The sequence below is a fragment of the Neoaquamicrobium sediminum genome (assembly GCF_013240295.1).
GTDB lineage: Bacteria > Pseudomonadota > Alphaproteobacteria > Rhizobiales > Rhizobiaceae > Aerobium > Aerobium sediminum.
Map to the genome: position 1 here is coordinate 2,115,286 of NZ_JABETK010000002.1, position 23,428 is coordinate 2,138,713.

Annotated in this window: 14 protein-coding genes, 1 tRNA gene and 3 pseudogenes; 10 read left to right on the forward strand and 8 right to left on the reverse strand. The window is 62.9% G+C overall.

The genetic code is table 11. The features are described from left to right. Positions 1 to 65: 65 nt before the first annotated feature. Positions 66 to 4,792, reverse strand: a pseudogene (gene gltB, locus HK436_RS22210) (glutamate synthase large subunit). 518 nt (positions 4,793 to 5,310) lie between these two features. Between gltB and HK436_RS22215 the strand changes: the two are divergent. Together HK436_RS22215 and HK436_RS22220 are read left to right on the forward strand one after the other, a co-directional pair. Further along, the gene (locus HK436_RS22215; protein WP_173193254.1) at positions 5,311 to 6,360 is read left to right on the forward strand and encodes a threonine aldolase family protein; all 1,050 of its coding nucleotides are present in this window, start codon (positions 5,311 to 5,313) and stop codon (positions 6,358 to 6,360) included. Between the two features lie 39 nt (positions 6,361 to 6,399). Further along, a complete protein-coding gene (locus HK436_RS22220) occupies positions 6,400 to 6,822 on the forward strand; it encodes a GFA family protein (RefSeq protein ID WP_244649117.1) in 423 nt (140 codons plus the stop codon). 50 nt (positions 6,823 to 6,872) lie between these two features. Here the strand turns inward: HK436_RS22220 and HK436_RS22225 are convergent, their stop codons facing one another. Next, on the reverse strand, positions 6,873 to 7,337 hold the full coding sequence (locus HK436_RS22225) for an Hsp20 family protein (protein WP_173193256.1): 465 nt from the start codon (positions 7,335 to 7,337) through the stop codon (positions 6,873 to 6,875). Positions 7,338 to 7,748: 411 nt separating this feature from the next. On the opposite strand from HK436_RS22225, the gene HK436_RS22230 reads away from it, so the two are divergent. Further along, complete coding sequence (locus HK436_RS22230) at positions 7,749 to 8,726, forward strand: alpha/beta fold hydrolase (protein WP_194248560.1); 978 nt, start codon at positions 7,749 to 7,751, stop codon at positions 8,724 to 8,726. A gap of 8 nt (positions 8,727 to 8,734) precedes the next feature. Here HK436_RS22230 and hisN read toward each other — a convergent pair whose 3' ends face one another. Together hisN and HK436_RS22240 are read right to left on the reverse strand one after the other, a co-directional pair. After that, positions 8,735 to 9,487: a histidinol-phosphatase gene (hisN, locus tag HK436_RS22235; RefSeq protein WP_244649119.1), complete on the reverse strand. Its 753-nt coding sequence runs from the start codon at positions 9,485 to 9,487 to the stop codon at positions 8,735 to 8,737. Between the two features lie 220 nt (positions 9,488 to 9,707). Further along, a pseudogene (locus HK436_RS22240) lies at positions 9,708 to 10,596 on the reverse strand (N-formylglutamate amidohydrolase). Between the two features lie 229 nt (positions 10,597 to 10,825). Between HK436_RS22240 and cpdR the strand changes: the two are divergent. From cpdR to HK436_RS22255, 3 genes are all read left to right on the forward strand, one after another. Beyond that, a complete protein-coding gene (cpdR, locus tag HK436_RS22245; RefSeq protein WP_173193260.1) occupies positions 10,826 to 11,188 on the forward strand; it encodes a cell cycle two-component system response regulator CpdR in 363 nt (120 codons plus the stop codon). 128 nt (positions 11,189 to 11,316) lie between these two features. Further along, positions 11,317 to 11,391 (forward strand) — tRNA-Val (locus HK436_RS22250). Between the two features lie 358 nt (positions 11,392 to 11,749). Then, positions 11,750 to 12,196 carry a VOC family protein gene (locus HK436_RS22255; RefSeq protein ID WP_173193262.1) on the forward strand — a complete coding sequence of 149 codons (447 nt, stop codon included), beginning with the start codon at positions 11,750 to 11,752 and terminating at the stop codon, positions 12,194 to 12,196. Positions 12,197 to 12,301: 105 nt separating this feature from the next. Here the strand turns inward: HK436_RS22255 and HK436_RS22260 are convergent, their stop codons facing one another. From HK436_RS22260 to HK436_RS22270, 3 genes are all read right to left on the reverse strand, one after another. Next, complete coding sequence (locus HK436_RS22260) at positions 12,302 to 13,474, reverse strand: iron-containing alcohol dehydrogenase (RefSeq protein ID WP_173193264.1); 1,173 nt, start codon at positions 13,472 to 13,474, stop codon at positions 12,302 to 12,304. 209 nt (positions 13,475 to 13,683) lie between these two features. Further along, positions 13,684 to 15,066 carry an aldehyde dehydrogenase family protein gene (locus HK436_RS22265; protein WP_173193266.1) on the reverse strand — a complete coding sequence of 461 codons (1,383 nt, stop codon included), beginning with the start codon at positions 15,064 to 15,066 and terminating at the stop codon, positions 13,684 to 13,686. A gap of 37 nt (positions 15,067 to 15,103) precedes the next feature. Further along, entirely contained in the window at positions 15,104 to 16,474 is a 1,371-nt protein-coding gene (locus HK436_RS22270; protein WP_173193268.1) for a glutamine synthetase family protein, read from the reverse strand. A 126-nt stretch (positions 16,475 to 16,600) separates the two neighbouring features. On the opposite strand from HK436_RS22270, the pseudogene HK436_RS22275 reads away from it, so the two are divergent. From HK436_RS22275 to HK436_RS22285, 4 genes and pseudogenes are all read left to right on the forward strand, one after another. Further along, positions 16,601 to 17,430: pseudogene (locus tag HK436_RS22275) on the forward strand (MurR/RpiR family transcriptional regulator). A gap of 190 nt (positions 17,431 to 17,620) precedes the next feature. Further along, positions 17,621 to 18,169: an HlyD family secretion protein gene (locus HK436_RS33185; protein WP_312860667.1), complete on the forward strand. Its 549-nt coding sequence runs from the start codon at positions 17,621 to 17,623 to the stop codon at positions 18,167 to 18,169. Positions 18,170 to 18,171: 2 nt separating this feature from the next. After that, positions 18,172 to 18,789, forward strand: coding sequence for an efflux RND transporter periplasmic adaptor subunit (locus HK436_RS33190; protein WP_312860668.1), 618 nt, complete (start codon positions 18,172 to 18,174; stop codon positions 18,787 to 18,789). A gap of 32 nt (positions 18,790 to 18,821) precedes the next feature. Then, the gene (locus tag HK436_RS22285; RefSeq protein WP_173193270.1) at positions 18,822 to 21,956 is read left to right on the forward strand and encodes an efflux RND transporter permease subunit; all 3,135 of its coding nucleotides are present in this window, start codon (positions 18,822 to 18,824) and stop codon (positions 21,954 to 21,956) included. A gap of 249 nt (positions 21,957 to 22,205) precedes the next feature. Here HK436_RS22285 and HK436_RS22290 read toward each other — a convergent pair whose 3' ends face one another. Beyond that, on the reverse strand, positions 22,206 to 23,384 hold the full coding sequence (locus HK436_RS22290) for an ABC transporter substrate-binding protein (protein ID WP_173193272.1): 1,179 nt from the start codon (positions 23,382 to 23,384) through the stop codon (positions 22,206 to 22,208). Between the last annotated feature and the right edge of the window lie 44 nt (positions 23,385 to 23,428).

Sequence of the window (23,428 nt, forward strand, 5' to 3'; positions counted from 1 at the left end):
TACCTCCAGCCTCGGGAAGCGGCCAGTCGGGCCGCCTCCGGGCGCAGCAATGTCGTTCTTCCTGCCTATTCGGCCGCGATGCCCATGCGCATGCGCTCCATTTCGATCAGCGCACGGCGGTACTCAACCGGCATCACTTTCCTGAATTTCGGACGATAATCCGCCCAGTTGTCCAGGATTTCGCGGGCGCGTGTCGAGCCGGTATAATGCATGTGGTTCGAGATGAGCTGCACCAGGCGCTCCTCGTCGTGGCGCGTCATGTCGCCCGACACGTCGACACGGCCCTTGTGGTCGATGTCGCCACCATGGTGATGCAGCTTCTCAAGCATGTCGTCTTCCTCGGGCACGGGCTCGAGCTCGACCATCGCCATGTTGCAGCGTTCGGCGAAATCGCCGGCTTCGTCGAGCACATAGGCCACGCCGCCCGACATGCCGGCCGCGAAGTTGCGGCCCGTCTGGCCGATCACGACGACCACACCGCCGGTCATGTATTCGCAGCCATGGTCGCCCACGCCTTCCACGACCGCCACCGCGCCGGAATTGCGCACAGCGAAGCGCTCGCCCGCAACGCCGCGGAAGTAGCACTCGCCCTCGATGGCACCGTAGAGCACGGTGTTGCCGACGATGATCGAGTCTTCTGGCACGATCTTCGAATCGTCCGAAGGCCGTATGACGATGCGACCGCCCGAAAGGCCCTTGCCGACATAGTCGTTGCCGTCGCCGATCAGATCGAACGAAACACCGCGCGAAAGGAAGGCGCCGAAGGACTGGCCGGCGGTGCCCGTCAAGGTCACGGCGATCGTGTCGTCCTTCAGTCCCTTGTGGCCGAAGCGCTTGGCGACCGCTCCCGACAGCATTGCACCCGCCGAGCGGTCGACATTGCGGATCGGCACCTCGATCTTCACCGGCTGCTTAGACTCGAGCGCAGGGGCTGCAAGCTCAATGAGCTTGCGGTCCAGCACGTCGTCGACCGGGTGCTCCTGTCGCGTCGTCCAGTAGGTCTCTTCCTTGGGCGCTTCGGGCTTGTGGAAGACGCGGCTGAAATCGAGCCCCCTCGCCTTCCAGTGCTCGATCATCTCCTGCTTGGCCACCAGATCGGTATCGCCGATGATCTCGTCGAGCTTGCGGAAGCCCATGGCGGCGAGCAGTTCGCGCACTTCTTCGGCAACATAGAAGAAGTAGTTGATGACGTGCTCCGGCGCGCCCTTGAAGCGCTTGCGCAGCACCGGGTCCTGCGTGGCGACGCCGACCGGGCAGGTGTTGAGATGGCACTTGCGCATCATGATGCAGCCGGCGGCGATCAACGGCGCCGTTGAGAAGCCGAACTCGTCGGCCCCCAGCAGTGCGCCGACGATTACATCGCGGCCGGTGCGCAGTCCGCCGTCGACCTGCAGCGCGATGCGGCTGCGCAGGCCGTTCAACACCAGCGTCTGGTGGGTCTCGGCAAGGCCCATCTCCCACGGGCTGCCGGCATGCTTGAGAGAGGTCAGCGGCGAAGCGCCGGTACCACCGTCATAGCCGGAGATGGTGATATGGTCGGCCCGCGCCTTGGCGACACCCGCCGCAACCGTACCGACGCCCACTTCGGAAACCAGCTTCACCGACACGTCGGCCGTGGGGTTCACGTTCTTCAGGTCGAAGATGAGCTGCGCCAGATCCTCGATCGAATAGATGTCGTGGTGCGGCGGCGGCGAGATCAGGCCAACGCCAGGCGTCGAGTGCCGGGTCTTGGCGATGGTCGCGTCCACCTTATGGCCCGGCAACTGGCCGCCCTCACCGGGCTTTGCGCCCTGCGCGACCTTGATCTGGATCATGTCGGAATTGACGAGATATTCGGTCGTGACGCCGAACCGGCCGGACGCGACCTGCTTGATCGCCGAGCGCTCGGGGTTCGCCGAACCGTCGGGCAGCGGCAGGTAGCGGTCGGGCTCCTCGCCGCCCTCGCCGGTGTTCGACTTGCCGCCGATCCGGTTCATGGCGATGGCGAGCGTGGTATGCGCCTCACGGCTGATCGAGCCGAACGACATCGCGCCGGTCGAGAACCGCTTGACGATCTCGGCCGCAGGCTCGACTTCGTCGAGCGGGACCGGCGCGCGGCCGGTCTCCTCGGCCAGCTTGAGACGGAAGAGGCCACGAATGCTTCTGGCCCGAGACGCATCGGAGTCGATCTGCTGAGAGAACTCCTTGTAGGTCTCCACGAACCTTTGCGCACGGCATGCTGCAGCGTGGCCACCGCGTCGGGCGACCACATATGCGCCTCGCCCCGCATGCGGAACATGTATTCGCCGCCCACATCGAGCGCGTTGCGCAGCACCGGGTCGTCGCCGAAAGCCAGCGCGTGTCGCTGCACTGTCTCCTCGGCCACCTCGGCCAATCCGACGCCTTCGATGGTAGTCGCCGTTCCCGTGAAGAAATGCTCGACGAACTCCGACGAGAGCCCGACCGCATCGAAGATCTGAGCGCCGCAATAGGACTGGTAGGTCGAGATGCCCATCTTGGACATGACCTTGAGGATGCCCTTGCCGATCGACTTGATGTATCGCGAGACCACCTCATACTGGTCGACTTCCGGCGGGAAATCCCCGCGCGCATGCATGTCGAGCAGGGTGTCGAAGGCGAGATAGGGGTTGATGGCTTCCGCGCCATAGCCGGCGAGGCAGCAGAAATGATGCACTTCGCGCGGTTCGCCCGACTCGACCACGAGGCCGACCGAGGTGCGCAGACCCTTGCGGATCAGATGGTGGTGGACCGCCGCCGTCGCCCACAGCGCCGGGATCGCTATGCGGTCCGGCCCAACCTGGCGGTCGGAAAGGATGATGATGTTGTAGCCGCCGGCAACCGCCGCTTCGGCGCGCTCGCAAAGCCGCTCGACCGCGCCCTGCATGCCCGCCGTTCCCTCCATCACCGAATAGGTGACGTCCAGCGTCTTGGTGTCGAACCGGTCCTCGGTGTGGCCGATCGAACGAATCTTCTCCAGGTCGCCATTGGTCAGGATCGGCTGCCGAACCTCCAGCCGCTTGCGGCGCGAGGACCCGACGAGGTCGAAGATGTTGGGGCGCGGTCCGATGAAGGAGACGAGGCTCATCACCAGTTCCTCGCGGATCGGATCGATCGGCGGATTGGTGACCTGCGCGAAGTTCTGCTTGAAATAGGTGTAGAGCAGCTTCGACTTGTCCGACATCGCCGAGATCGGCGTGTCGGTGCCCATGGAACCGACGGCTTCCTGCCCGGTCGTCGCCATCGGCGACATCAGAAGCTTGGTGTCTTCCTGCGTGTAGCCGAAGGCCTGCTGACGGTCGAGCAGCGACACGTCCTTGCGCAGCGCACGCGGCTCCACCGGCTTCAGATCCTCGAGGATGAGCTGCGTGTTGGCGAGCCACTGCCGGTAAGGGTGCTTGGTGGCGATCTCCGACTTGATCTCCTCGTCGGAAACGATGCGCCCCTTTTCGAGGTCGATAAGCAGCATGCGGCCGGGCTGCAGCCGCCACTTCTTGACGACCTTTTCCTCGGCCACCGGCAGTGCGCCGGCCTCGGACGCCATGATGATGCGGTCGTCGTCGGTGACGACATAGCGCGCCGGACGAAGCCCATTGCGGTCGAGCGTCGCGCCGATCTGGCGCCCATCGGTGAAGGCTACGGCAGCCGGACCGTCCCACGGCTCCATCAGGGCCGCGTGGTATTCGTAGAAAGCCTTGCGCTCCTCATCCATGAGCTTGTTGCCGGCCCAGGCCTCCGGGATCAGCATCATCATGGCGTGGGCCAGCGAGTAGCCACCCTGCGTCAGGAATTCGAGCGCATTGTCGAAGCAGGCGGTATCCGACTGCCCCTCGTAGGAGATCGGCCACAGCTTGGCGATGTCGTTGCCGAACAGTTCGGAATCGACCGAGGCCTGCCGTGCCGCCATCCAGTTGACGTTGCCGCGCAGCGTGTTGATTTCGCCGTTGTGGGCGACCATGCGGTAGGGATGGGCAAGCTGCCACGACGGGAACGTGTTGGTCGAGAACCGCTGGTGAACAAGGACCAGCGCGGATTCGAAACGCGGATCGGCGAGATCCTTGTAGTAGGCCCCCACCTGATAGGCCAGGAACATGCCCTTGTAGACGATTGTCCGCGACGACAGCGACACGGTGTAGGGGCTGTTGTCGCGCCCGCCCGTCTCTGCATAAATCCGCGCGGAAACCACCTTGCGCAGAATAAAGAGCCGGCGCTCGAACTCGTCTTGGCTTTCAATCGCCGGATTGCGGGCGATGAACACCTGACGATGGACAGGCTCGGAAGCCGCAATGTCGGGAGCCTTGGACAGAGACGAATTGTCGACCGGCACTTCCCGGAAGCCCAGCAGCGTCTGGCCTTCCTGGTGGACGACCTCGGCGATGATCTCCTCGGTGCGCGCAACGATAGCCGGATCACGCGGCATGAAGATATGGCCGACGGCGTAGTGCCCCGACTCCGGCAGTTCGACGCCCTGAGCGGCCATTTCCTCGCGGAAGAACCGGTCGGGAATTTGCACCAGCAGCCCGGCGCCATCACCCATCAGCGGGTCGGCGCCCACCGCGCCACGGTGGGTGAGATTTTCGAGCATGGCGAGACCGTCGCGCACGATGTCGTGCGACTTCTCGCCTTTCATGTGCGCGATGAAGCCCACACCACAGGCATCGTGCTCGTTGCGCGGATCGTAAAGCCCTCGCGCAGCCGGCAGGCCGAACGTGGAGGCGATGGTTTTGGTGACGGCCGTTTTGCTCTGCGCGGCCGGCATAGGCACGGTCGTTTCAGATGGCGTCAGGTCCGTCATCGCCTCTTCCTCCAGAGTAGCCCTTTTGGGGCGGTCGGTTCGATCCGGCAGGCACAGCGTTTGCGCACTTCCGGCATTCTGTCGGCATATCTTGCGAAAGGCCGTCAGGGAGACTATGCCGCTTGCGGCTTTGCCTCCCTTGGCGAACGAAGCCGGAGCTGCTCGCGCGGGCTCCAACCCATCCGAAACCGCCCGCATCGAAAACCGGATTTGCGGTCATCATACCCCAAACCCGGCCATTCAAGCGCGCGTTAAATAAGACAGCAATACTGTCCTAAATTCCGTATGCCACAAAGCTTAAGCACAGACAAGACGGATGTGCAAAAAATTGCGGCTAAACGCGAAATTTTGTTGCGCGCAACGCGACGTTTTCGAACGTTCCGGTCGGTTGCCTGTGAAAAACCACCTTGGCCGCCGTCTACCGCGCCCACCGGCAGCGTAACCACACGGCTTGCGGAACCCGCGCGATCTCGTCCACACTGCCAGCCTCACCTTTCACTGTCACCCCGGATCATCTCATGTTTTTTGCCTCCGATAACTGGGCCGGCGTCCACCCGCGAATTGCTGGAAACCTGACGCGGCATTCCGCCGGCTTCGCCTCGGCCTACGGATCGAGCGATCTCGATCGTCAGGTCGAGCAGACCTTCAGCGAAATCTTCGAACGCGAGGTGGCGGTGTTCTTCGTCGCGACCGGCACGGCTGCGAATTCGCTGTCGATGGCAGCCGTCGCAAGGCCCGGCGGCGTCGCGTTCTGCCACCGCGAGGCGCACATGATCGCCGACGAGGGCGGCGCGCCGGAATACCTGACCGGCGGCGGTCGGCTGTGTCCCGTTGATGGACCATTGGGACGGATGGATCCGGCAGCGCTGGAGCACGAGATCGGTCGCTATCCCCCGGAATTCGTTCATTCGGGACAGCCGGCTGCGATCTCGATCACGCAGACAACGGAAATTGGCACCGTCTACCAGCTTGCCGACATCGCGGCGGTTTCACAGGTCGCACGAAAGCACGGCCTGCCGCTGCACATGGACGGTGCACGCTTCGCCAACGGCCTGGTAGCGCTCGACACCTCGCCGGCGGAAATGACCTGGAAACAGGGCGTCGACATCGTCTCCTTCGGCGGCACCAAGAATGGCTGCTGGTGCGCGGAAGCGGTCGTCTTTATGGATCCGAAGAAGGCACAGGCATTTCCATTCATACGCAAACGTGCCGCTCAGCTCTTTTCCAAATCGCGGTTCATCGCCGCACAGTTCGAAGCGTATTTCGAGGACGGCCTGTGGCTGGAAACCGCGCGCCACGCGAACGCCATGGCCGCACGGCTGGCCGATCATATCAGGGCGTCATCGAAGACGCGGCTCGGATGGGAGCCTCAGGCCAACGAAGTGTTTCCGATCATGCCGCTTTCAGTGGTCGAAGTGTTGAAGGCGCAGGGCGCGGCCTTCTATCCATGGCATCCCCCGCATGGCTTTGCCGGCGAAATCGGGGAGGACGAGACGCTCTGCCGCTTTGTCACAAGCTTCGCAACCAGTGCGGACGAAGTGGACCGCCTGGGCGACCTGATCGCGTAGCGCTCCATCGGTTGCGGTTCTGAAGGAGAGGAGATGTTGATGGAATTGACCGGCGGGTGCTATTGCGGCGCGATGCGCTACGAGGCGGAGGGCAAACCGAAGCTGAGAGCTCAGTGTCATTGCCGCGAATGCCAGTATTTTTCCGGCGGCGGACCCAATTTTTTCCTGCTCATTCCGCCGGAAAATTTTCGTTACACCGAAGGGACCCCGCAAAGCTTCAGGCGCAGCGACCTGGAAAATGCCGTGACGCGCGAGTTCTGCGCGCAATGCGGTACGCATCTGGCGACACGCAGGCAGGACATGCCCGAGGTGATCCTGAAGGCCGGCACGCTCGACGGCCCGAACTTTTCGGCCAACCGCAGATCGCTATCTTCACGATCGACCGCCAGCCCTTCCATTTCATCGCGGAAGAAATGCCTGCCTACGAGCGCATGCCGCGACGCTGAGCCGAAAGACACGTAAAACAAAAGCGGCGCCCGAAGGCGCCGCCTCGATGTCCAATCTGGACGGACTTATTTCGAAGCCTGGGCCTCGATCTGCTTCGCCTTTGCCGGAGCGGCGGCAATCGCGATCCGGCGCGGCTTCATCTCCTCGGGGATGTTGCGCTTCAGCTCGATGTGCAGAAGGCCGTTCTTGAGCGCGGCGCCCTGGACCTCGACGTGGTCGGCGAGCTGGAAACGGCGCTCGAAAGCGCGCGCGGCGATGCCGCGATGCAGGAACTCCGAGCTCTCGGTCTGCTCCTCGGTCTTCTCGCCCTTCACGGTCAGCACATTGCGGTGTGCCTCGATCGAAATCTCGTCTTCCGAGAAGCCTGCAACGGCCATCGAGATGCGATAGGCGTCTTCGCCGGTTCGCTCGATGTTGTAGGGCGGGTAGGTCTGGCCGTTATCGGGCTGCGCAAGCGAATCCAGCATCGTGAAGAGGCGGTCGAAGCCGACGGTGGAACGATAGAGCGGCGAAAAATCAACATGACGCATGGGTCTGTTCTCCTTTGAGCAACATGTTTGCGTATGGTCATGTCAGCGAAGATCCGTATCGGCATCTCCCACGACCAGTGGCCCCTTCTATTGGCGGCCACGCACTGGATTTGGGTTTGACGCAGTCCGGTTTCAAGTCCCCGACATGCCGCCTTTGATGAACGCCAGATGAACCGCTCCTTCGGATCGGGTTCAGGCGGCGGCTGCTAGATTTCATCTCGAGACTACGGATTGGCGGATGAGAAATTCTCCGTCACCGATGCCGACCCGGGTGTATCGTCCCTTCCTCCCGGTTCGTCAGGAGGCCGGAAGCAGTCCATAATGGGCTCTTCCGGCCTTTCCACGTCCGGCGTCAGCAAACCGGCCGGAATCCCTTTGCATTTCATCGAGCCGCTTTCTATCACGGCAGCTATGAACCCGCCTCAGGACGACCAATCCATTCAGGAGCTTCTCCACGAGACGCCGGGCAACCCGGTGCCCGCCAACGTGCATGCCGGGTTCATCACCACGCGCGACGGCAAGCGCCTGCGTTATGCGCGTTTTGCGGCCGAAGGTCGCCCGCTCAAGGGCACGGTGGTCATTCAGACCGGGCGCAACGAGTGCATCGAGAAATATTTCGAGACGATCCGCCACCTGTCGAAACGAGGGCTCGGCGTCGCGATCTTCGACCTGCGTGGCCAGGGCGGCTCGGAGCGCCTGATCCGCAATCCGCATCGCGGCTATGTCGACAGCTTCATGGATTATGTGGGTGACGTCGGCGTCTTCTTCGAGGAAATCGTTCTGCCCGATTGCCGCGGGCCCTACTTCATGCTGGCTCACTCCACCGGCGCGCTGGTGGCACTGCTGGCCGCGCCCACTTTGGCCAACCGGGTGCAGCGCATGGTTCTCAGCGCTCCGTTGCTGGAATTTGCAGGCCAGCCGCTTACGATGCGCGGCACACTGCGCCTTTCGTCGTTCCTCTACGGGCTGGGCCTCGGCACGATGTATCTCGGGCACGGGAAGCGCGACGAGAACCCGCCCTTTGAAGGCAATGTGCTCACCAGCGATCCTGAGCGCCACGCACGCAATGTCGACATCTACCGGCACTATCCCAAACTGGGCATCGGCGGCCCGACCGTCGCCTGGATCCGCGCGGCATGCCTGGCCAGCGAGCGCGTGCAGGACCCCGACTACATCGCCTCAATCAAGGTCCCGACCCTTATCGTTGCCGCCGGTGCGGATCAGGTGGTCGAGACGCCTGCCATCGAACGGTTCACGCAGCTTCTGCGCACAGGATCGCTGGTGACGATCGACGGCGCGCGCCACGAATTGCTGCAGGAAGCGGATGTCTATCGCGAGCAATTCTTCGCCGCCTTCGATGCGTTTATTCCCGGCAGCGAGCCGGCCTGACTGACAGCCTAGGCGTTGAGCATCTCGAGCGCGGCAGCGTGTAGCTCGGGCGTTGCGGCAGCGACGATGTCGCCAGCCTTTTCGGCCGGACCGCCGTCCCAGCGGGTGATGACGCCGCCTGCCCGCTCGATGATCGGCACCAGAGCCACGATGTCGTAAGGCTGGAGTCCCGTCTCCACGACAAGGTCCACATTGCCCGCCGCCAGCATGGCATAGGCGTAGCAATCGGTGCCGTATCGCGCGAGCCGCACCGAACCTTCAAGCCGGTCGTACGACGCGCGCATTTCGCCGGCGAACAGCGCCGGCGTGGTGGTGCACATAGTGGCCTCGGCGATCGCGCGCGTGCCACGCGTCGCGAGCCGCCGCGCGCCGCCCGGCCCGTCATAATGCGAGGCTTCGCCAGCGGCCCAGAACAGTTCGCCGGTGAAGGGTTGGGACATCATTCCCGCTATAGCGTCGCCGCCATCGGTCAGCCCGACCAACGTGCCCCACAACGGCAGACCCGAGATGAATGCGCGCGTTCCGTCGATCGGATCGATCACCCAGACATGGCGGCTATCGGTGTTTTCCGCGCCGAACTCCTCGCCCAGGATGCCGTGATCCGGGAAGGTGCTGCGGATCAGCGAGCGTATCGCCTTTTCAGCTTCACGGTCGGCTTCCGTCACCGGATCGAAGCCGGAAGCGAGCTTGTTGGAAACGAGCCCGGCCTGGCGAAAACGCGGCAATGTCTGCGCTGCTGCGGCCGCTGCGATGCACCGCATGAACTCCGCCTCTATCATAAAATCCGTCTCCTATGGGCCGCCGGCCGCGCCGTCGCCTAGTTTTTGCACAGCCCTTACAGGCCGCTTGACATTTGTGCAACGCAGCATAAACTCGATTTTGGACAGGGCGACCTGTCTATGCCCTCCTTGGGCGTTTCCTCCCTAGACTTCGACCGCGTCGTGCAAACGGTGCGGTCTTTTTTAGGTTGGATCGTGTCGGCTATTCCGCCGCGAGCGGCAGGCTGCTGAAGCAATGGTCTGGCAGCGCCATAATGTCGGCGGCGAAACGGGTCAAGTCGTTGGCCAGCGCCGCGAACCCTCTGGTCTTCTGCAGCGTCCGCTCGTCCATGTAGAGGCCGCGGTTGACCTCGATCTGCAGCGCGTGCAACCCGCGGCGGCCGGCCGTAATGCTCGGTTATGAACCCGCCTGCATAAGGCTTGTTGTGGGCAACGCTGTAACCCATGCCGGCAAGGATGGCGATCGCAGCTTCCGACAGGGCCGGGGCGCACGCGACGCCGAAGCGGTCTCCAACGATGAAATCCGGCTTCATGCCCGTATCGCCGAGGCGGATGCTTGCCGGCATCGAGTGGCAGTCGATCAGAACGGCGTAGCCGAACTTTGCATGGGTGCGCGTCAGGAGCCGCTTCAGCTCCTCATGATAGGGCCGGTAGACGGTTTCAATCCGCATGAGGGCTTCTGAAAGCGGCAGCTTTCCAGCGTAGATCTCCTGCCCCTCGCCTACCAGCCGCGGCACCGTGCCGAGCCCGCCGGCCACCCGCGCCGAGCGCGCGTTGACATGCGCGGGCAGCGGGTCGGCGAACATGCGCGGGTCCAGTTCCCACGGCTCGCGGTTGGCATCGAGATAGGCACGGGGGAAATTGGCGGCCAGCATCGGCGCGCCGAGCGTTACCGCGCCCGCGAAAAGCTCGTCGACATAGCAGTCCTCCGAGCGCCGTATACCGACGGCATCGAGCTTGCTCATCGCAAGGAAGCGGGCCGGATACGTGCTGCCGCTGTGCGGCGAATTGAATACGAAAGGCACACGCTGCTGCGCGGCGCGTCTGACCACGAAAGGCGGCGTTCCGGCGAAATCTCCTGCTGGCGTCATGGAACTCCCGAAAAGCTGCCTCAGGTCGACCCTTTGCTCAAAGGTGCCACTTGCCGCACGGCCTGTCCAGCCTGACCCAACGTCGCCAACGTCTTGAAAACGACCGATTTGCGGACCGACATGCACCCTCCCATTCACTTGATCTTTACTCCCGCGCGGGCATATACGCGAAATGGTTAATGCGTCCGCGAGCCGGCGGGCGTACTGCGACTGATTCGGACGGGAACCCATGACAAGAATTCTCCTGGCGGAAGATGACGACGATATGCGCCGCTTTCTCGTGAAGGCTCTGGAACGGGCCGGCTACGACGTGAGCGATTTCGACAACGGCGCAAGTGCCTATGAGCGCCTGCGCGAGGAGCCGTTCTCGCTGCTTTTGACCGACATCGTCATGCCGGAGATGGACGGCATCGAGCTCGCCCGGCGCGCCACGGAGATCGATCCCGACCTCAAGGTGATGTTCATTACCGGTTTCGCCGCCGTCGCGCTCAACCCCGATTCCAAGGCGCCCCGCGACGCCAAGGTGCTGTCGAAACCATTCCACCTGCGTGACCTCGTCAACGAGGTCGAAAAGATGCTCCAGGCCGCCTGAGCCCCTGCCAGACCCCTGTCGCAACCGGGTGCGGCAGCGTGGACAATTTTGCGCATTCTCGAGGGCTGAAACTTCGTGTTTCGGCTATTGACGCAGGCTCCGGCCTGTGGTGTATGCGCGGCTCGGATGGGCGTGTAGCTCAGCGGGAGAGCACTACGTTGACATCGTAGGGGTCACAGGTTCAATCCCTGTCACGCCCACCATCCTCAAAGCCCTAATGTCCTGATTTGTGCAGCCGCCGAACCCGGTTAGCTGGCACGATCGAACAAGGCTTCTGTCCGCCCCACGAAAAGAGAATTTTGCCTGCGGTAATCGGAGTGATTGTCAGCATACAACCGCCGCGCCGTTGACATGTCCCTGTTGAATACGTTGATATCAACTCACAAAACTGTAGGCCGATCACGACGCGATCAGCGGAACAGCGCGGAAGGTGGAAATCTCCTCAAAACGTCAGCGCGATTTGTGAGTAGGCCTTCAAGCGGATGCCTGGTCGGGTGATCGCCTTCCACCTGCCCGTTGTAAAGCCAGAGTCCTCAAGCCAACCGAAGAAGGGAACCATCGATGAAGATCGTGATGAGCCTGAGCTTTCAGGGTCAGTGCCGCGAGGCTTTCGAGTTCTACGCCAAGGTGCTGGGCGGAAAAATTACCGCGGCCATGCCCTATGCCGACGGGCCGCCCGACATGCCGATCAGCGACGAGAAGTACAAGACATGGCTGATGCACTGCTGGCTGGAAATCGGCGATCAGGCGCTGATGGGTGCTGACATGGACACCGACTGGGCACCCAATATCGACAAGCCGAAGAACGGCTTCGATGTCACGCTGCACACCGAGGACAGTGCCGAAGGCCAACGCTGGTTCGACCAGTTGTCGGAGGGCGGCAAGGCCATCATGCCGTTTGGCGAAACCTTCTGGTCTCCCGGTTTCGGTTCGCTGGTCGACAAGTTCGGCGTCCCCTGGATGGTCAACGTCATCCCTTCGCCCGACTGGAAACCCCAGCAGGGCTGAACGAGAAGCGCAACGTTTCGGATGCTTGTAGCAGCCCCGCTCAGTCGTGTGAGCGGGGCTGTGTAAGCTATGACGCTGGCACCTGCGCGGCGTCGGCGGACGACTTTAGAGTTTGCCTTCGATCGCGTCGTTCAGAAGCGACAGCGCACCGTCCCGGGTCAGCTCGATTGGATTGCCGCCCGCTGTGGGGTCGACGATCGCCATGTCGGCGATCAGTTCCTTGCGCGCAGGATCGGGTGCAAAGCCGTCAATGAACGCCGGAAGGGTGTGCGGCACGCCCAGCTCTGCGCGCAGCTTCAGAACGGCATCGGCGAACCCGTCGAAACCGCCTGCAATGCCGCAATAGGCGGCCAGTCTTTCGACGCGGGGCTCGATAGCGGAACGGTTGAAGGCCAGCACATAGGGCATGAAGACCGCGTTGGTCATGCCGTGATGCGTGTCGTAGAGCGCGCCGATCGGGTGCGAGAGCGAGTGAATCGCGCCGAGACCCTTCTGGAACGCCGTGGCGCCCATGGCCGCGGCCGACATCATGTGCGCCCGCGCCGTGAGGTCGGAGCCGTCGGCGAAGGCTTTGCGCAGGTTCTCGAAGACAAGACGCACGCCCTCGAGCGCGATGCCGTCGGCCATCGGATGATAGCCCGGCGCGCAATAGGCTTCCAGACAGTGCGCGAGCGCGTCCATGCCGGTGCCGGCGGTGATGAAGGGCGGCATGCCCGCCGTCAGCTCCGGGTCGGCAATCACGATGGCCGGCATCATCTTCGGGTGGAAGATGACCTTCTTGGTGTGGCTCGCTTCGTGCGTCAGCACGCCCGCGCGCCCGACCTCGGAACCGGTGCCGGCCGTCGTCGGCACGGCCACGATGGGCGCGATCCGTGAGGCATCAGCCCGGGTCCACCAGTCGCCGATGTCCTCGAAATCCCAGACCGGGCGGGACTGGTGCGCCTGAAAGGCGATCAGCTTGCCGAGGTCCAGCGCCGAGCCGCCGCCGAAGGCGATGACGCCGTCGTGCCCGCCGGCCTTGAAGACCTCGACGCCGGCATAAAGGTTCGATTCCACCGGGTTGGGCTTCACGTCGGAGAATACGCCATGCGCTACACCGGCATCCGCAAGCAGCTTCAGCGTCGAGGCAACCACAGGCAACTTCGCAAGTCCGGGATCCGTGACGAACAGCGGATTGGCGATGCCCGTGTCCCTGAGCACCTCCGGCAGCTCGGCAATGCGGCCCGCGCCGAATCGGATCGTGGTAGGGTAGTTCCATTTGGAGACGAGATTGGTCATGGGTTTATCTTTCACAATGCAAATTCTTCATCCCGGCCGATCCAGGCCAGCGGGGGGAGAGCCGGGACCCATTGAGCAGCCGGCCGATTTGCGGTTTCGCGCTGACGCGAGGACCGGGCTGCGATCGACGATGCACCGACCAATAGGTCCCAGATAACCTCCGCTTCGCTCCGGTTTCCGGGATGACGCGGTGGGGATTCATGGCTGTCCTAAATCGCTTCCCGCAAATGATAGCTCTTCGGCCGCGTCAGGTTCTCGTAACCTACAAGTCCCATCGCGCCGCCCTTGCCGGTGTCCTTGACGCCGGTCCAGACGAGACCGGGATCGACGTAGTCGCAACGGTTCATGAACACGGTGCCGGTCTCGATCCGATCTCCCAGACGCGCGGCGTGGTCCGTGTCGGTGGTCCATAGCGATGCGGTGAGCCCGTAGGGACTGTCGTTCATCAGCGTGATCGCCTCGTCGTCGTCGCGCACCTTCATGATGCCGACGATGGGGCCGAAGCTCTCCTCGCGCATCACGCTCATCTGGTGGTTTACGCCGGTCAGCACTTCCGGCGCGATATAGGGCGAGCCTTCACGGTCGCCTTCGACCTTCATGCCGATATGCGCGGCCGCCCCCTTGCGCAGCGCTTCCGCCTTCTGCTCGCGGATGAAGTCGGCAAAGCGCGCCTGCGCCATCGGGCCCATGGTCGTGGACTGATCGAGCGGGTTGCCGACCACATAGTTTTTCGTCTCGGCGATGAAGCCCTCGACGAAATCGTCGTAGACCTTCTCGTGCACATAGACGCGTTCGATGCCGCAGCAGCATTGGCCCGAATTGTAAAAGGCGCCGTCGACGAGATTGGCGATGGCATGGTCGAGCTTCACGTCTGGCAGCACATAGGCAGGATCCTTGCCGCCAAGCTCCAGCCCCAGCGTCATGAAGGTGCCGGCGGCGGCCTTCTCGATGGCGCGGCCGCCCGCGACCGAGCCGGTGAAGTTGCAGTGATCGACTTTGCCAGAGCCGAGCAGCTTCTCGGTCTGGGAATGGCTCAAGACGATGTTCTGGAACAGGCCCTTGGGCAGCCGGGCCTTGTCGAAAGCCGCCTGGAAACGCTCGCCGACCAGCAGCGTCTGCGCTGCATGTTTGAGGATGACGGCATTGCCGGCCATCAGCGCCGGCACGATCGAGTTCACCGCGGTGAGATAGGGATAGTTCCACGGCGCGATCACGAAGACGACGCCCAGCGGCTCGCGCTTGAGATAGCGGCGAAAACCGGGACGGTCCTCCGGAACGAAGGGCGCCAGTGCCTTTTCCGCCAGAGCGACCATGTAGCGGGTGCGTTCTTCCACACCGCCCTTCTCGCCGCCATACCGCACGGGGCGCCCCATCTGCCAGGCAAGTTCGGGCACGATGTCGTCGTTCATCGAAAGCAGCGCTTCGAGGAAGGCGAGCAGGTATTTCGCTTTCTCGTCGATCGGTGTGCCGGCCCATGCGAGCTGCGCCGATCTGGCGCGCTCGACCGCAGCGCCGATTTCGGCTTCGGCCGCCACGGGCCGCTCGGCATAGATCGAGCCATCGATGGGTGACTTGAGTTTTATGGTTTCCACTTGGAAGTCTCCGGAGGCGTTTTAAGTCTGGTTCGCCCTAATATCTCTCGAAGCCGCGATGCAACTCCCAATCGGTCACGCGGCGATCATACTCCATCTGCTCCCAGCGGGCGGTGTGGAGATAATGGTCGATCACCTCGTCGCCGAAGGCTTGCTTCAGCATCTTCGACTTCGCCATCGTGTCGATGGCCTCCCGTAGCGTCTTGGGTATCTCCGGCAGGCGGTTGGCCCGATATGCATCGCCGACGAACGGCTCCTGCAGTTCGAGCTTCTCGTCGATGCCTGCAAGGCCGGCTGCTATGAGCGCCGCAAAGGCGAGATAGGGGTTGAGGTCGGCGCCGCCGATGCGGCACTCCATACGGATGCCCTTGGTGCCCATCCCGCACAGGCGGAAGCCAGCAGTGCGGTTGTCTTCGCTCCACATGATCTTGGTCGGAGCGAAAGTGCCCGCCTGAAACCGCTTGTAGGAGTTGATGTAAGGCGCGAGGAACCAGGTGAATTCCTTGGCATAGCGAAGCTGGCCTGCAGCCCATTGCTGGCCGAGTTCGCTCAGCGTCCACTTCGCCGACTTGTCGAAGAACAGCGGCGTCTTCCCATCGGCGCTCCACAGAGAGTTGTGGATGTGGCTCGAATTGCCGGCGAGCTCGTAGTTGTACTTGGCCATGAAGGTGATGGCCTTGCCTTCCGAATGGGCGATCTCCTTGGCGCCGTTCTTGAGAATGACATGGCGGTCGGCCATCTCCAGCACTTCCGCATAGCGGACGTTGATCTCCTCCTGCCCCGGACCCCACTCGCCCTTGGAGTTCTCGATGGGGATGCCCGCCGCTTCCATCTCGTTGCGCAGGCGGCGCATCACGCCTTCTTCCTTCGAGGTGAGCTGGATCAGATAGTCCTCGATATACGGAGATGCCGTATCGAGCCCGCTCCAGTGCTTCATCCGGGCGGTATCGTAGGTCTCGTCGAACAGGTAGAATTCCAGCTCTGAGGCGAAATAGGCGAGATAGCCCCGCTCCTTCAGCCGCGCCACCTGCCGCTTGAGGATACCACGCGGCGAGTGCGGAAGGTCCTCATGCGTGTGATGGTCCTGGAGGTCGCACAGCACCATTGCCGTCTTTTCAAGCCAGGGCAGCGTACGCAGCGTCGAAAGATCGGGCTTCATGACGAAGTCGCCATAGCCCTTCGTCCAACTCGCCGCCTTGTAGCCCGGCACCGGCTCCATATCGATATCGTTTGCCAGCAGGTAGTTGCAGCCATGCGTCTCGTCATAGGCGGATTCGACGAAATACTTCGCCAGGAAACGCTTGCCGATCAGCCTGCCCTGCATGTCGACCGCGCAGGCGAGCACGGTATCGACATCGCCGCCGGCGACGAGCTTCTTCAACTGATCGAATGAAATCGTGCCTGCCATCGTCCGCTCCGTCGCTGGGCGTCGTTACGCATGTAACGAATGATACGAGATTGATTGCATTGAGGTATGTTGGATGATTTCATACACTTCGTGACAGTTTGTCAAACCCGTTCCAGCGGCCGCCATATGAGCACAAGTATCGCCGAACTCATCGCCGACCGGATGGACCAGATGCCGGCCGGTGAAAGGCGCGCCGCGCAGATTCTGATCGCAAATTACCCGCTGACCGGACTGCGCACGGTGGCCGAATTTTCGGCCCAGGCCGGCGTATCGTCACCGACAATCCTGCGCTTCGTTGCACGGCTCGGGTTTCAAAACTACGCGGACTTCCAGGCACGGCTGCAAGATGAACTGGCCGCGCAGCTTCAGTCTCCGCTCTCCCGGGCAACCGGCCCGAATTCCGATCGCCACACAACGCCGTTTGTTGCAGCGGCAATCGAAAATGTGCGTGAAACATTCCGCCATCTCTCCAAGCGCCAGATGGACGACATCGTCGGCGTCCTGTCCAACCGGCGCGGCAAGGTCTATCTCGTCGGTGGCCGGTTCACCGATCCTGTCGCCGCATACATGGCCGCTCACCTGGCCATCGTGCGTCCGGGCGTGCAGCACTTGGCCGGGCAGGAAAGCAACTGGCGTGACCGGCTCATCGACCTGGGCCGCAACGACGTTGTCGTGATCTTCGACATCCGGCGCTACCAGGAGAGCCTTCTGCGCTTCGCCGAGCCGCCGCCCACGGGCGCGGCGCCCAGATAATTCTCCTGACCGATCAATGGCTGTCGCCGATCGCGCGCTACGCCCGGCACGTGATCGCCGGCCGGACGGCGGTTCCCTCGGCATGGGACTCCTCCGTGGCACTGTTCCTCGTTGCCGAAGCGCTGACTGGCGATCTCACCCGCAAGCTAGGTGACGCCGGTGCGAAACGCATAAGGGAAATGGAGCGTTTGCGCGGCGGTTGAGACGGACGAGGGAAGCCGGTCAAATTACCGATATTTAATGATATACTGGATGCATTAGGACAGCATAGTTGGCATAAAGACGACGAAGGGATGCGCCGCACCATCGGTGGAAACGGCGCTTTCGTCGTTAATTGCATTCCCGGTGGTTGCCAGGCCCTTTCGGGTACCCCGCCAGAACCCGGAGTGACGTATGTCGTTTTGGAAGCAACTGATCGCGTCGCTGATCGTGATCGCCGTGGCCGTCGGCCTCTGGGTCCGCTTCTTTCCGGGCGCGCCGGAGATGCTGGAAAGCTGGGGCATGGAATGGGCCATGGCTGCCGTGCCGGACCGTCCCGCACCGCAAACCGAAGCGAGGCAGGGCCGCGGCGGTTTTGGCCAGCAGCCGGCACTTGTTGTCGCCTCCCGTATCGAGACCGCGACGATCAATGACAGGCTGTCTGCAATCGGCACCGGCCGGGCGACCAGTTCTGTGTCCGTAACGCCTTTCGCATCCGGCAGGCTGACAGAGCTTTCGGTGGAGTCCGGATCGCGCGTAGAGGCCGGCGACCCAATAGCCCGTCTTGATGCCGAAGCCGAAGAAATCGCACTCGACCGCGCCCGCGCCGCTCTCGACGACGCGGAGGCTCGGCTGGAACGCATCCGCGCGTTGCGCAATACCAATACGGCGACCGCCGTCCAGCTTAACGAAGCCGAACTCGCGGTCACCAACGCCCGGCTCGCTGCGCGGATGCCGATCTGACCTTGCAGCGACGCACTGTCGTTGCGCCCATTTCCGGCATTGTCGGCATCCTGCCGGTTTCGGCCGGCAACTACGTCACCTCGCAAACCGAAATCGCGACTATCGACGATCGCTCGCGCATCGTTATCGACTTCTGGGTTCCAGAACGGTTCGCGGGCATGATCGAGGTCGGCGACAGCGTATCGGCCGCCTCCGTTGCCCGCCCCGACGATAATTTCGACGGCATCGTCAGCGCTATCGACAACCGCATCGATGCGCAGAGCCGCACGCTGCGGATCCAGGCCAGCATCACCAATGACGACGACACGCTGCGCGCGGGCATGTCGTTCCAGGTCACCATGACGTTCCCGGGCGACAGCTATCCCGCGGTCGACCCGCTGGCGATCCAGTGGGGCACCGACGGCGCGTTCGTGTGGCTGGTCGAAGACGGAAAGGCGCGCCGCGCCCCGGTCACCATCATCCAGCGAAACACCGACAGCGTCCTTGTCGCGGGCGATTTCGGTGAAGCAGGCGCGGTCGTCACCGAAGGCATCCATTCGGTGCGCGAAGGCGAAGAGGTCCGGCTCGTCCGCGCGCAGGATGATCAGGCCCAGCCCGTCATCACCACGACCGGATCGTAAGGCGCGGCATAACCCATACGAGGAAACAACGCGTGAGCCAGGAAACCAACGCCGCCGTCGAGAATGGCATCACCGCGCTTTTCGTGCGGCGGCCGGTACTGGCATTCGTCATCAACACGCTGATTGCGGTGGCGGGACTGGCAGCGCTTTTCGGTGTCGAGATCCGCGAGTTGCCGGACGTCGACCGTCCGGTCATTACCGTCAACACCAACTTCACCGGCGCTTCGGCTGAATCCATCGACCGCGAGATCACCGCCGTCATCGAAGGCGCGATCGCGCGCGTGGCCGGCGTCAAGTCCATCTCGTCGTCGTCATCCTTCGGCCGTAGCCGCATCACCGTGGAATTCAACGACGGCGTCGACCTCGATACCGCCGCCTCTGACATGCGCGATGCGGTAGGCCGCATCCAGAACAACCTGCCCGATGACGCCGATGTGCCGCGCATCGTCAAGGCGGATGCCGATGCCCAGGCTGTCCTTCGACTCGCCATCACATCGGACACGATGAGCGTGCACGACATGACCCTGCTGGTCGAAGACCAGATCGTCGACGCACTATCATCGATCGACGGCGTCGCCGAAGTCCAGGTCTTCGGCGACCGCGACAAGATTTTCCGCGTCGACATAAACCAGTCGCGGCTGGCCAGCCTCGGCCTCACCGTCGCCGATATACGCAACGCCCTCGCATCCATAGCCTTCGACACGCCGGCCGGCTCGCTGACGAGCAATACCCAGGACCTGATCGTGCGGGCAACAGCCCCGGTCACGACGCCCGAGGACTTCGAAAGCATCATCATCAACGGCACCACCCGGCTGTCCGACGTGGCGACGGTGACCCTGGGCGGCGACGTCGGCGAATCCCAACTTCGCGCCAATGGCCGGACGGGCATTGGCATGGGCATTATCCGGCAGGCGCAGTCCAATACGCTGACGATTTCCGAAGGCGTGCGCGAGGCCGTCGAGCGTATCCGGCCGACCTTGCCCCAGGGCGTAGACATCTTCGTGACCGGCGACGAGGCGGTGTTCATCAACGGCGCGATCCACGAGGTGGAGATCGCGCTGGGCATCTCGGTCACCGTCGTGCTGCTCATCATCTTCGCGTTCCTGCTCGATTGGCGCGCCACCATCATTCCCGGCCTCGCTCTGCCGGTTGCCTTGATCGGCTCGGTAGCAGCGATCTATCTTGCCGGTTTCTCGATCAACATCCTGACGCTTCTGGCCTTCGTGCTTGCCACGGGCCTCGTGGTCGACGATGCGATCGTCGTGCTGGAAAACATCGTGCGCCGGCGCAATGAGGGTATGGGCCCACGCGCAGCGGCGGTGCTCGGCACGCAGGAGGTTTTCTTTGCCGTGCTCGCGACGACCGCCACGCTGGTCGCCGTCTTCGTGCCGCTTTCCTTCCTGCCTGGCCAGACCGGCGGCCTCTTCCGCGAATTCGGGTTCGTCCTGGCCATCGCCGTCTTCCTGTCCTCGATCGTCGCGCTGTCGCTTTGCCCCATGCTTGCATCCCGCATGCTCTCAGGCAAAAGCGAGGAGCACAGCCATCACGGCCTGCTCGGGCGCATCGGCGGGGCGCTGGCAAGCGTCTACCGGACGACACTGCGCGCGGCGCTCAACGCACCGATGCTCGTAATTGTCGTCGCTGTTCTGTTTTCGGCGCTGGCGGCGGCGCTGTTCCCCACGATCCGCTCGGAGCTCACACCTTCCGAAGACCGTTCGGCAGCGTTCGTGCGCATCTCCGCCCCGCAGGGCGTCAGCCTCGACTACCTCGCACAGCAGATGCGGCGCATCGAAAGCCTGATCCAGCCATTGCGCGATTCCGGTGAGATCACCTCGACTTTTGCCATTGCAGGCTCGGGTGGATCGCAGAACTCCGGCTTTATGGTCATGTCTCTGGCGCCATGGGAAGATCGGGAGCGCTCCCAGCAGGAAATCCTCAACGACGTGACCGCCCTCGTCCAGGACGTGCCGGGTGTCCGCGCCTTCGCCTTCCAGCCGAACAGTCTTGGCATTCGCGGCGCCGGCAGCGGTCTGCAATTTGCCATCGTCGGCAACAATTATGCCGACCTCAACGCCGCAGCGGAGGCTGTTGTCGCCGAGTTCGAACAGGACGCCCGCTTCCGCCAGCCGCGCCTGTCACAGGAGACGACGCAACCTCAGCTTTCGGTGCGCATCGACCGCGAGCGTGCATCGGATCTCGGCATCAATATCACTGGATTGTCGGAAGCGATCCAGGCAATGGTCGACAGCCGTGAAATAGGCTCGGTGTTTATCGACGACCGTTCTTACGACGTGAAGCTGCTGTCGACGACCAACCCGATCAACGATCCCACCGACCTTGAGAACATCTTCCTCAAGGCCCAGGACGGCCGCTTCGTGCCGATGTCGACGATTGCGAACCTGACGGAACAGGCTGTCGCGCCGTCGCTGGCACGCGAACAGCAGATGCGCTCCGTGGCTGTCACCACCGCGCTGGCGCCGGATTTCGCATTGGGCGATGCCTATGCTGTGGCACAGGAAATCGCGGCGAAACACATGCCGCCCGGCAGCCGGGTTGTGCCGCTTGCCGAGGCAGCAACGCTCGACGAGACGTCCGGCGGCATGATGACGATCTTCGGCTTCGCCATCGTTATCATTCTGCTCGTCCTCGCCGCGCAGTTCGAGAGCTTCGTCAGCGCCGCTATCATCATGGCCACGGTTCCCCTCGGCCTTGCCTGCGCTGTCTTCGCCTTGCTGCTGACCGGCACCAGCCTAAACGTCTACAGCCAGATTGGCCTTGTCCTTCTGGTCGGCATCATGGCCAAGAACGGCATCCTGATCGTCGAATTCGCCAATCAGCTACGCGACAGGGGACTTGGTGTTCGCGAAGCCGTCGAACAGGCGTCCAATATCCGCTTGCGTCCCGTCGTGATGACCATGCTGTGCACGATCGTCGGCGGTTTGCCGCTCATTCTTGCCAGCGGCGCCGGCGCGGAAGCACGTGTGTCGCTCGGCTGGGTGATCGTTGGCGGGCTGGGACTATCGACGTTGTCGACGCTATATCTCACCCCCGTCGCCTACCTCCTGCTCGGCCGCTTCATCACGCCGGCGGTGGAGGAGGAAAAGCGCCTCCACCGCGAACTGGAAGACGCGAGCCGCCCGAAGATGGGTACACAACCGGCAGAATAGCGGAGAGCCCGTCTATCTCGGGCGTCCTTCGAGGCTTGCTGCGCTCGCACCTCAGGAATGAGGGAGGTTAGAGCTTCGAACCCACCATCGTTGCGGACTCGATGCGCGACTTCCCTCATCCTGAGGTGCGAGCCCTCGCGTACGGTTCCGGGTCTGCATAAAGTTCAGCGGGCGAGCCTCGAAGGACGCACCAAAAAATAAATCGCCGCGCGGTTGCCCGCGCGGCGATTTATTTTGCGTTGTGGCGCCTTACTGCGATTCAGTCGGATCGACGCGGCCGACTTCGACCCATTTGCCGCCCTCGATCTTCGAGATCACGATCAGGTCGCCGCCTTGGTGGTCGTCGGGCCCGTAATTGACCGTGATGTCGAGGATCGCGTCGTCGAACTCGAGACCCTCCATGCCCTTCTGGAAGCTCTCCGCAGTCAGATCAGGTCCTGCCGCCTCGAGCGCAGCGATCAGCGTCCGGGCCGCTCCGTAGCCGAGCTGGGCTGCCGTTCCAGCCGGCTCGCCGGCCTTGGCCTGGAAGTCCTCGGCCCAGGCCTTGACTTCGGGATTGTCCATCCGGTTCTCGAAGTCCGACCAGCCGGCGGCCGCGTAGTAGCCCTCGGTCACGCCTTCCGGAACCTTTGCGACTGCGGTGTTGAAGCCGGCGGACGAGCCGATGAAGGCGGCGTCCGTCCAGCCCAGCTTCTTCGCGGTGCCGAAGGCGACGATGGTCTGGCGCACGCCGATGCCGGTCGCGACGATGTCGCAGCCCGCTTCCCGCAGCTTCTGGATCGAGCCGACGAAGTCCTGCTCATCCGGCTTGTGCGTGGTTTCCGCCGCGAAGGTCAGGCCCATCGCTTCGGCCTGGTCACGCGCCGCCTCGAACACTTCGAGACCGAAGTCCGACGGGATGTACATCGCGCAGACTTCCTTGGCGTCGTTCTGCTCGGCGAGATACTTAACGCCTGCACGCAACCCGTCATAATACGAAGCGGTGCCAGCGTATTTGTAGGTTATGTCGCCTTCGATCATCTGGCGCGCCGAGGTCAGCGGCGAGACGTTTGCCACCTGCTTGGCCTCCATGAGCGGGAAACCGGCGATGTTGTGCGGCGTGCCGAGGTTCAGAATCATCGCGAAGACCTGATCGGAGTTGATCAGCTTGTTGAAGTTCTGGACCGCCTTCGGCACCTGGTAGCCGTGATCCTCCACCACGAACCGGATCTTGCGGCCGTGAATGCCGCCCTTGGCGTTCACGTCGTCGAACATCTGCTGCGCAGCCTTGATGGCGCCGACGTTGAACGCGGCGAAGATGCCCGAAAGGTCGCCGTTCGATCCGATGACGATCTCGGTGTCGGTAACGCCCTGTGTGGCGTGGGCAGCAGACGCCATGCCTGCGGCAAGCCCCATCGCCAGAATAGATTTCGTGAGCATGCTTTTCATTTTTTCACTCCTCCTGGTTGTCTTTCAGCACGTCGGGTCGGAAA

Bases quoted from the DNA above. Each gene is read 5' to 3' on its own strand.
- HK436_RS22220 (WP_244649117.1), top strand. From the start codon at position 6,400: ATGGAATTGACCGGCGGGTGCTATTGCGGCGCGATGCGCTACGAGGCG.
- HK436_RS22290 (WP_173193272.1), bottom strand. From the start codon at position 23,384: ATGAAAAGCATGCTCACGAAATCTATTCTGGCGATGGGGCTTGCCGCA.
- HK436_RS22230 (WP_194248560.1), top strand. From the start codon at position 7,749: ATGAACCCGCCTCAGGACGACCAATCCATTCAGGAGCTTCTCCACGAG.
- HK436_RS22255 (WP_173193262.1), top strand. From the start codon at position 11,750: ATGAAGATCGTGATGAGCCTGAGCTTTCAGGGTCAGTGCCGCGAGGCT.
- HK436_RS33185 (WP_312860667.1), top strand. From the start codon at position 17,621: ATGTCGTTTTGGAAGCAACTGATCGCGTCGCTGATCGTGATCGCCGTG.
- cpdR (WP_173193260.1), top strand. From the start codon at position 10,826: ATGACAAGAATTCTCCTGGCGGAAGATGACGACGATATGCGCCGCTTT.
- HK436_RS22215 (WP_173193254.1), top strand. From the start codon at position 5,311: ATGTTTTTTGCCTCCGATAACTGGGCCGGCGTCCACCCGCGAATTGCT.
- HK436_RS22270 (WP_173193268.1), bottom strand. From the start codon at position 16,474: ATGGCAGGCACGATTTCATTCGATCAGTTGAAGAAGCTCGTCGCCGGC.
- HK436_RS22225 (WP_173193256.1), bottom strand. From the start codon at position 7,337: ATGCGTCATGTTGATTTTTCGCCGCTCTATCGTTCCACCGTCGGCTTC.
- hisN (WP_244649119.1), bottom strand. From the start codon at position 9,487: ATGCGGTGCATCGCAGCGGCCGCAGCAGCGCAGACATTGCCGCGTTTT.
- HK436_RS22260 (WP_173193264.1), bottom strand. From the start codon at position 13,474: ATGACCAATCTCGTCTCCAAATGGAACTACCCTACCACGATCCGATTC.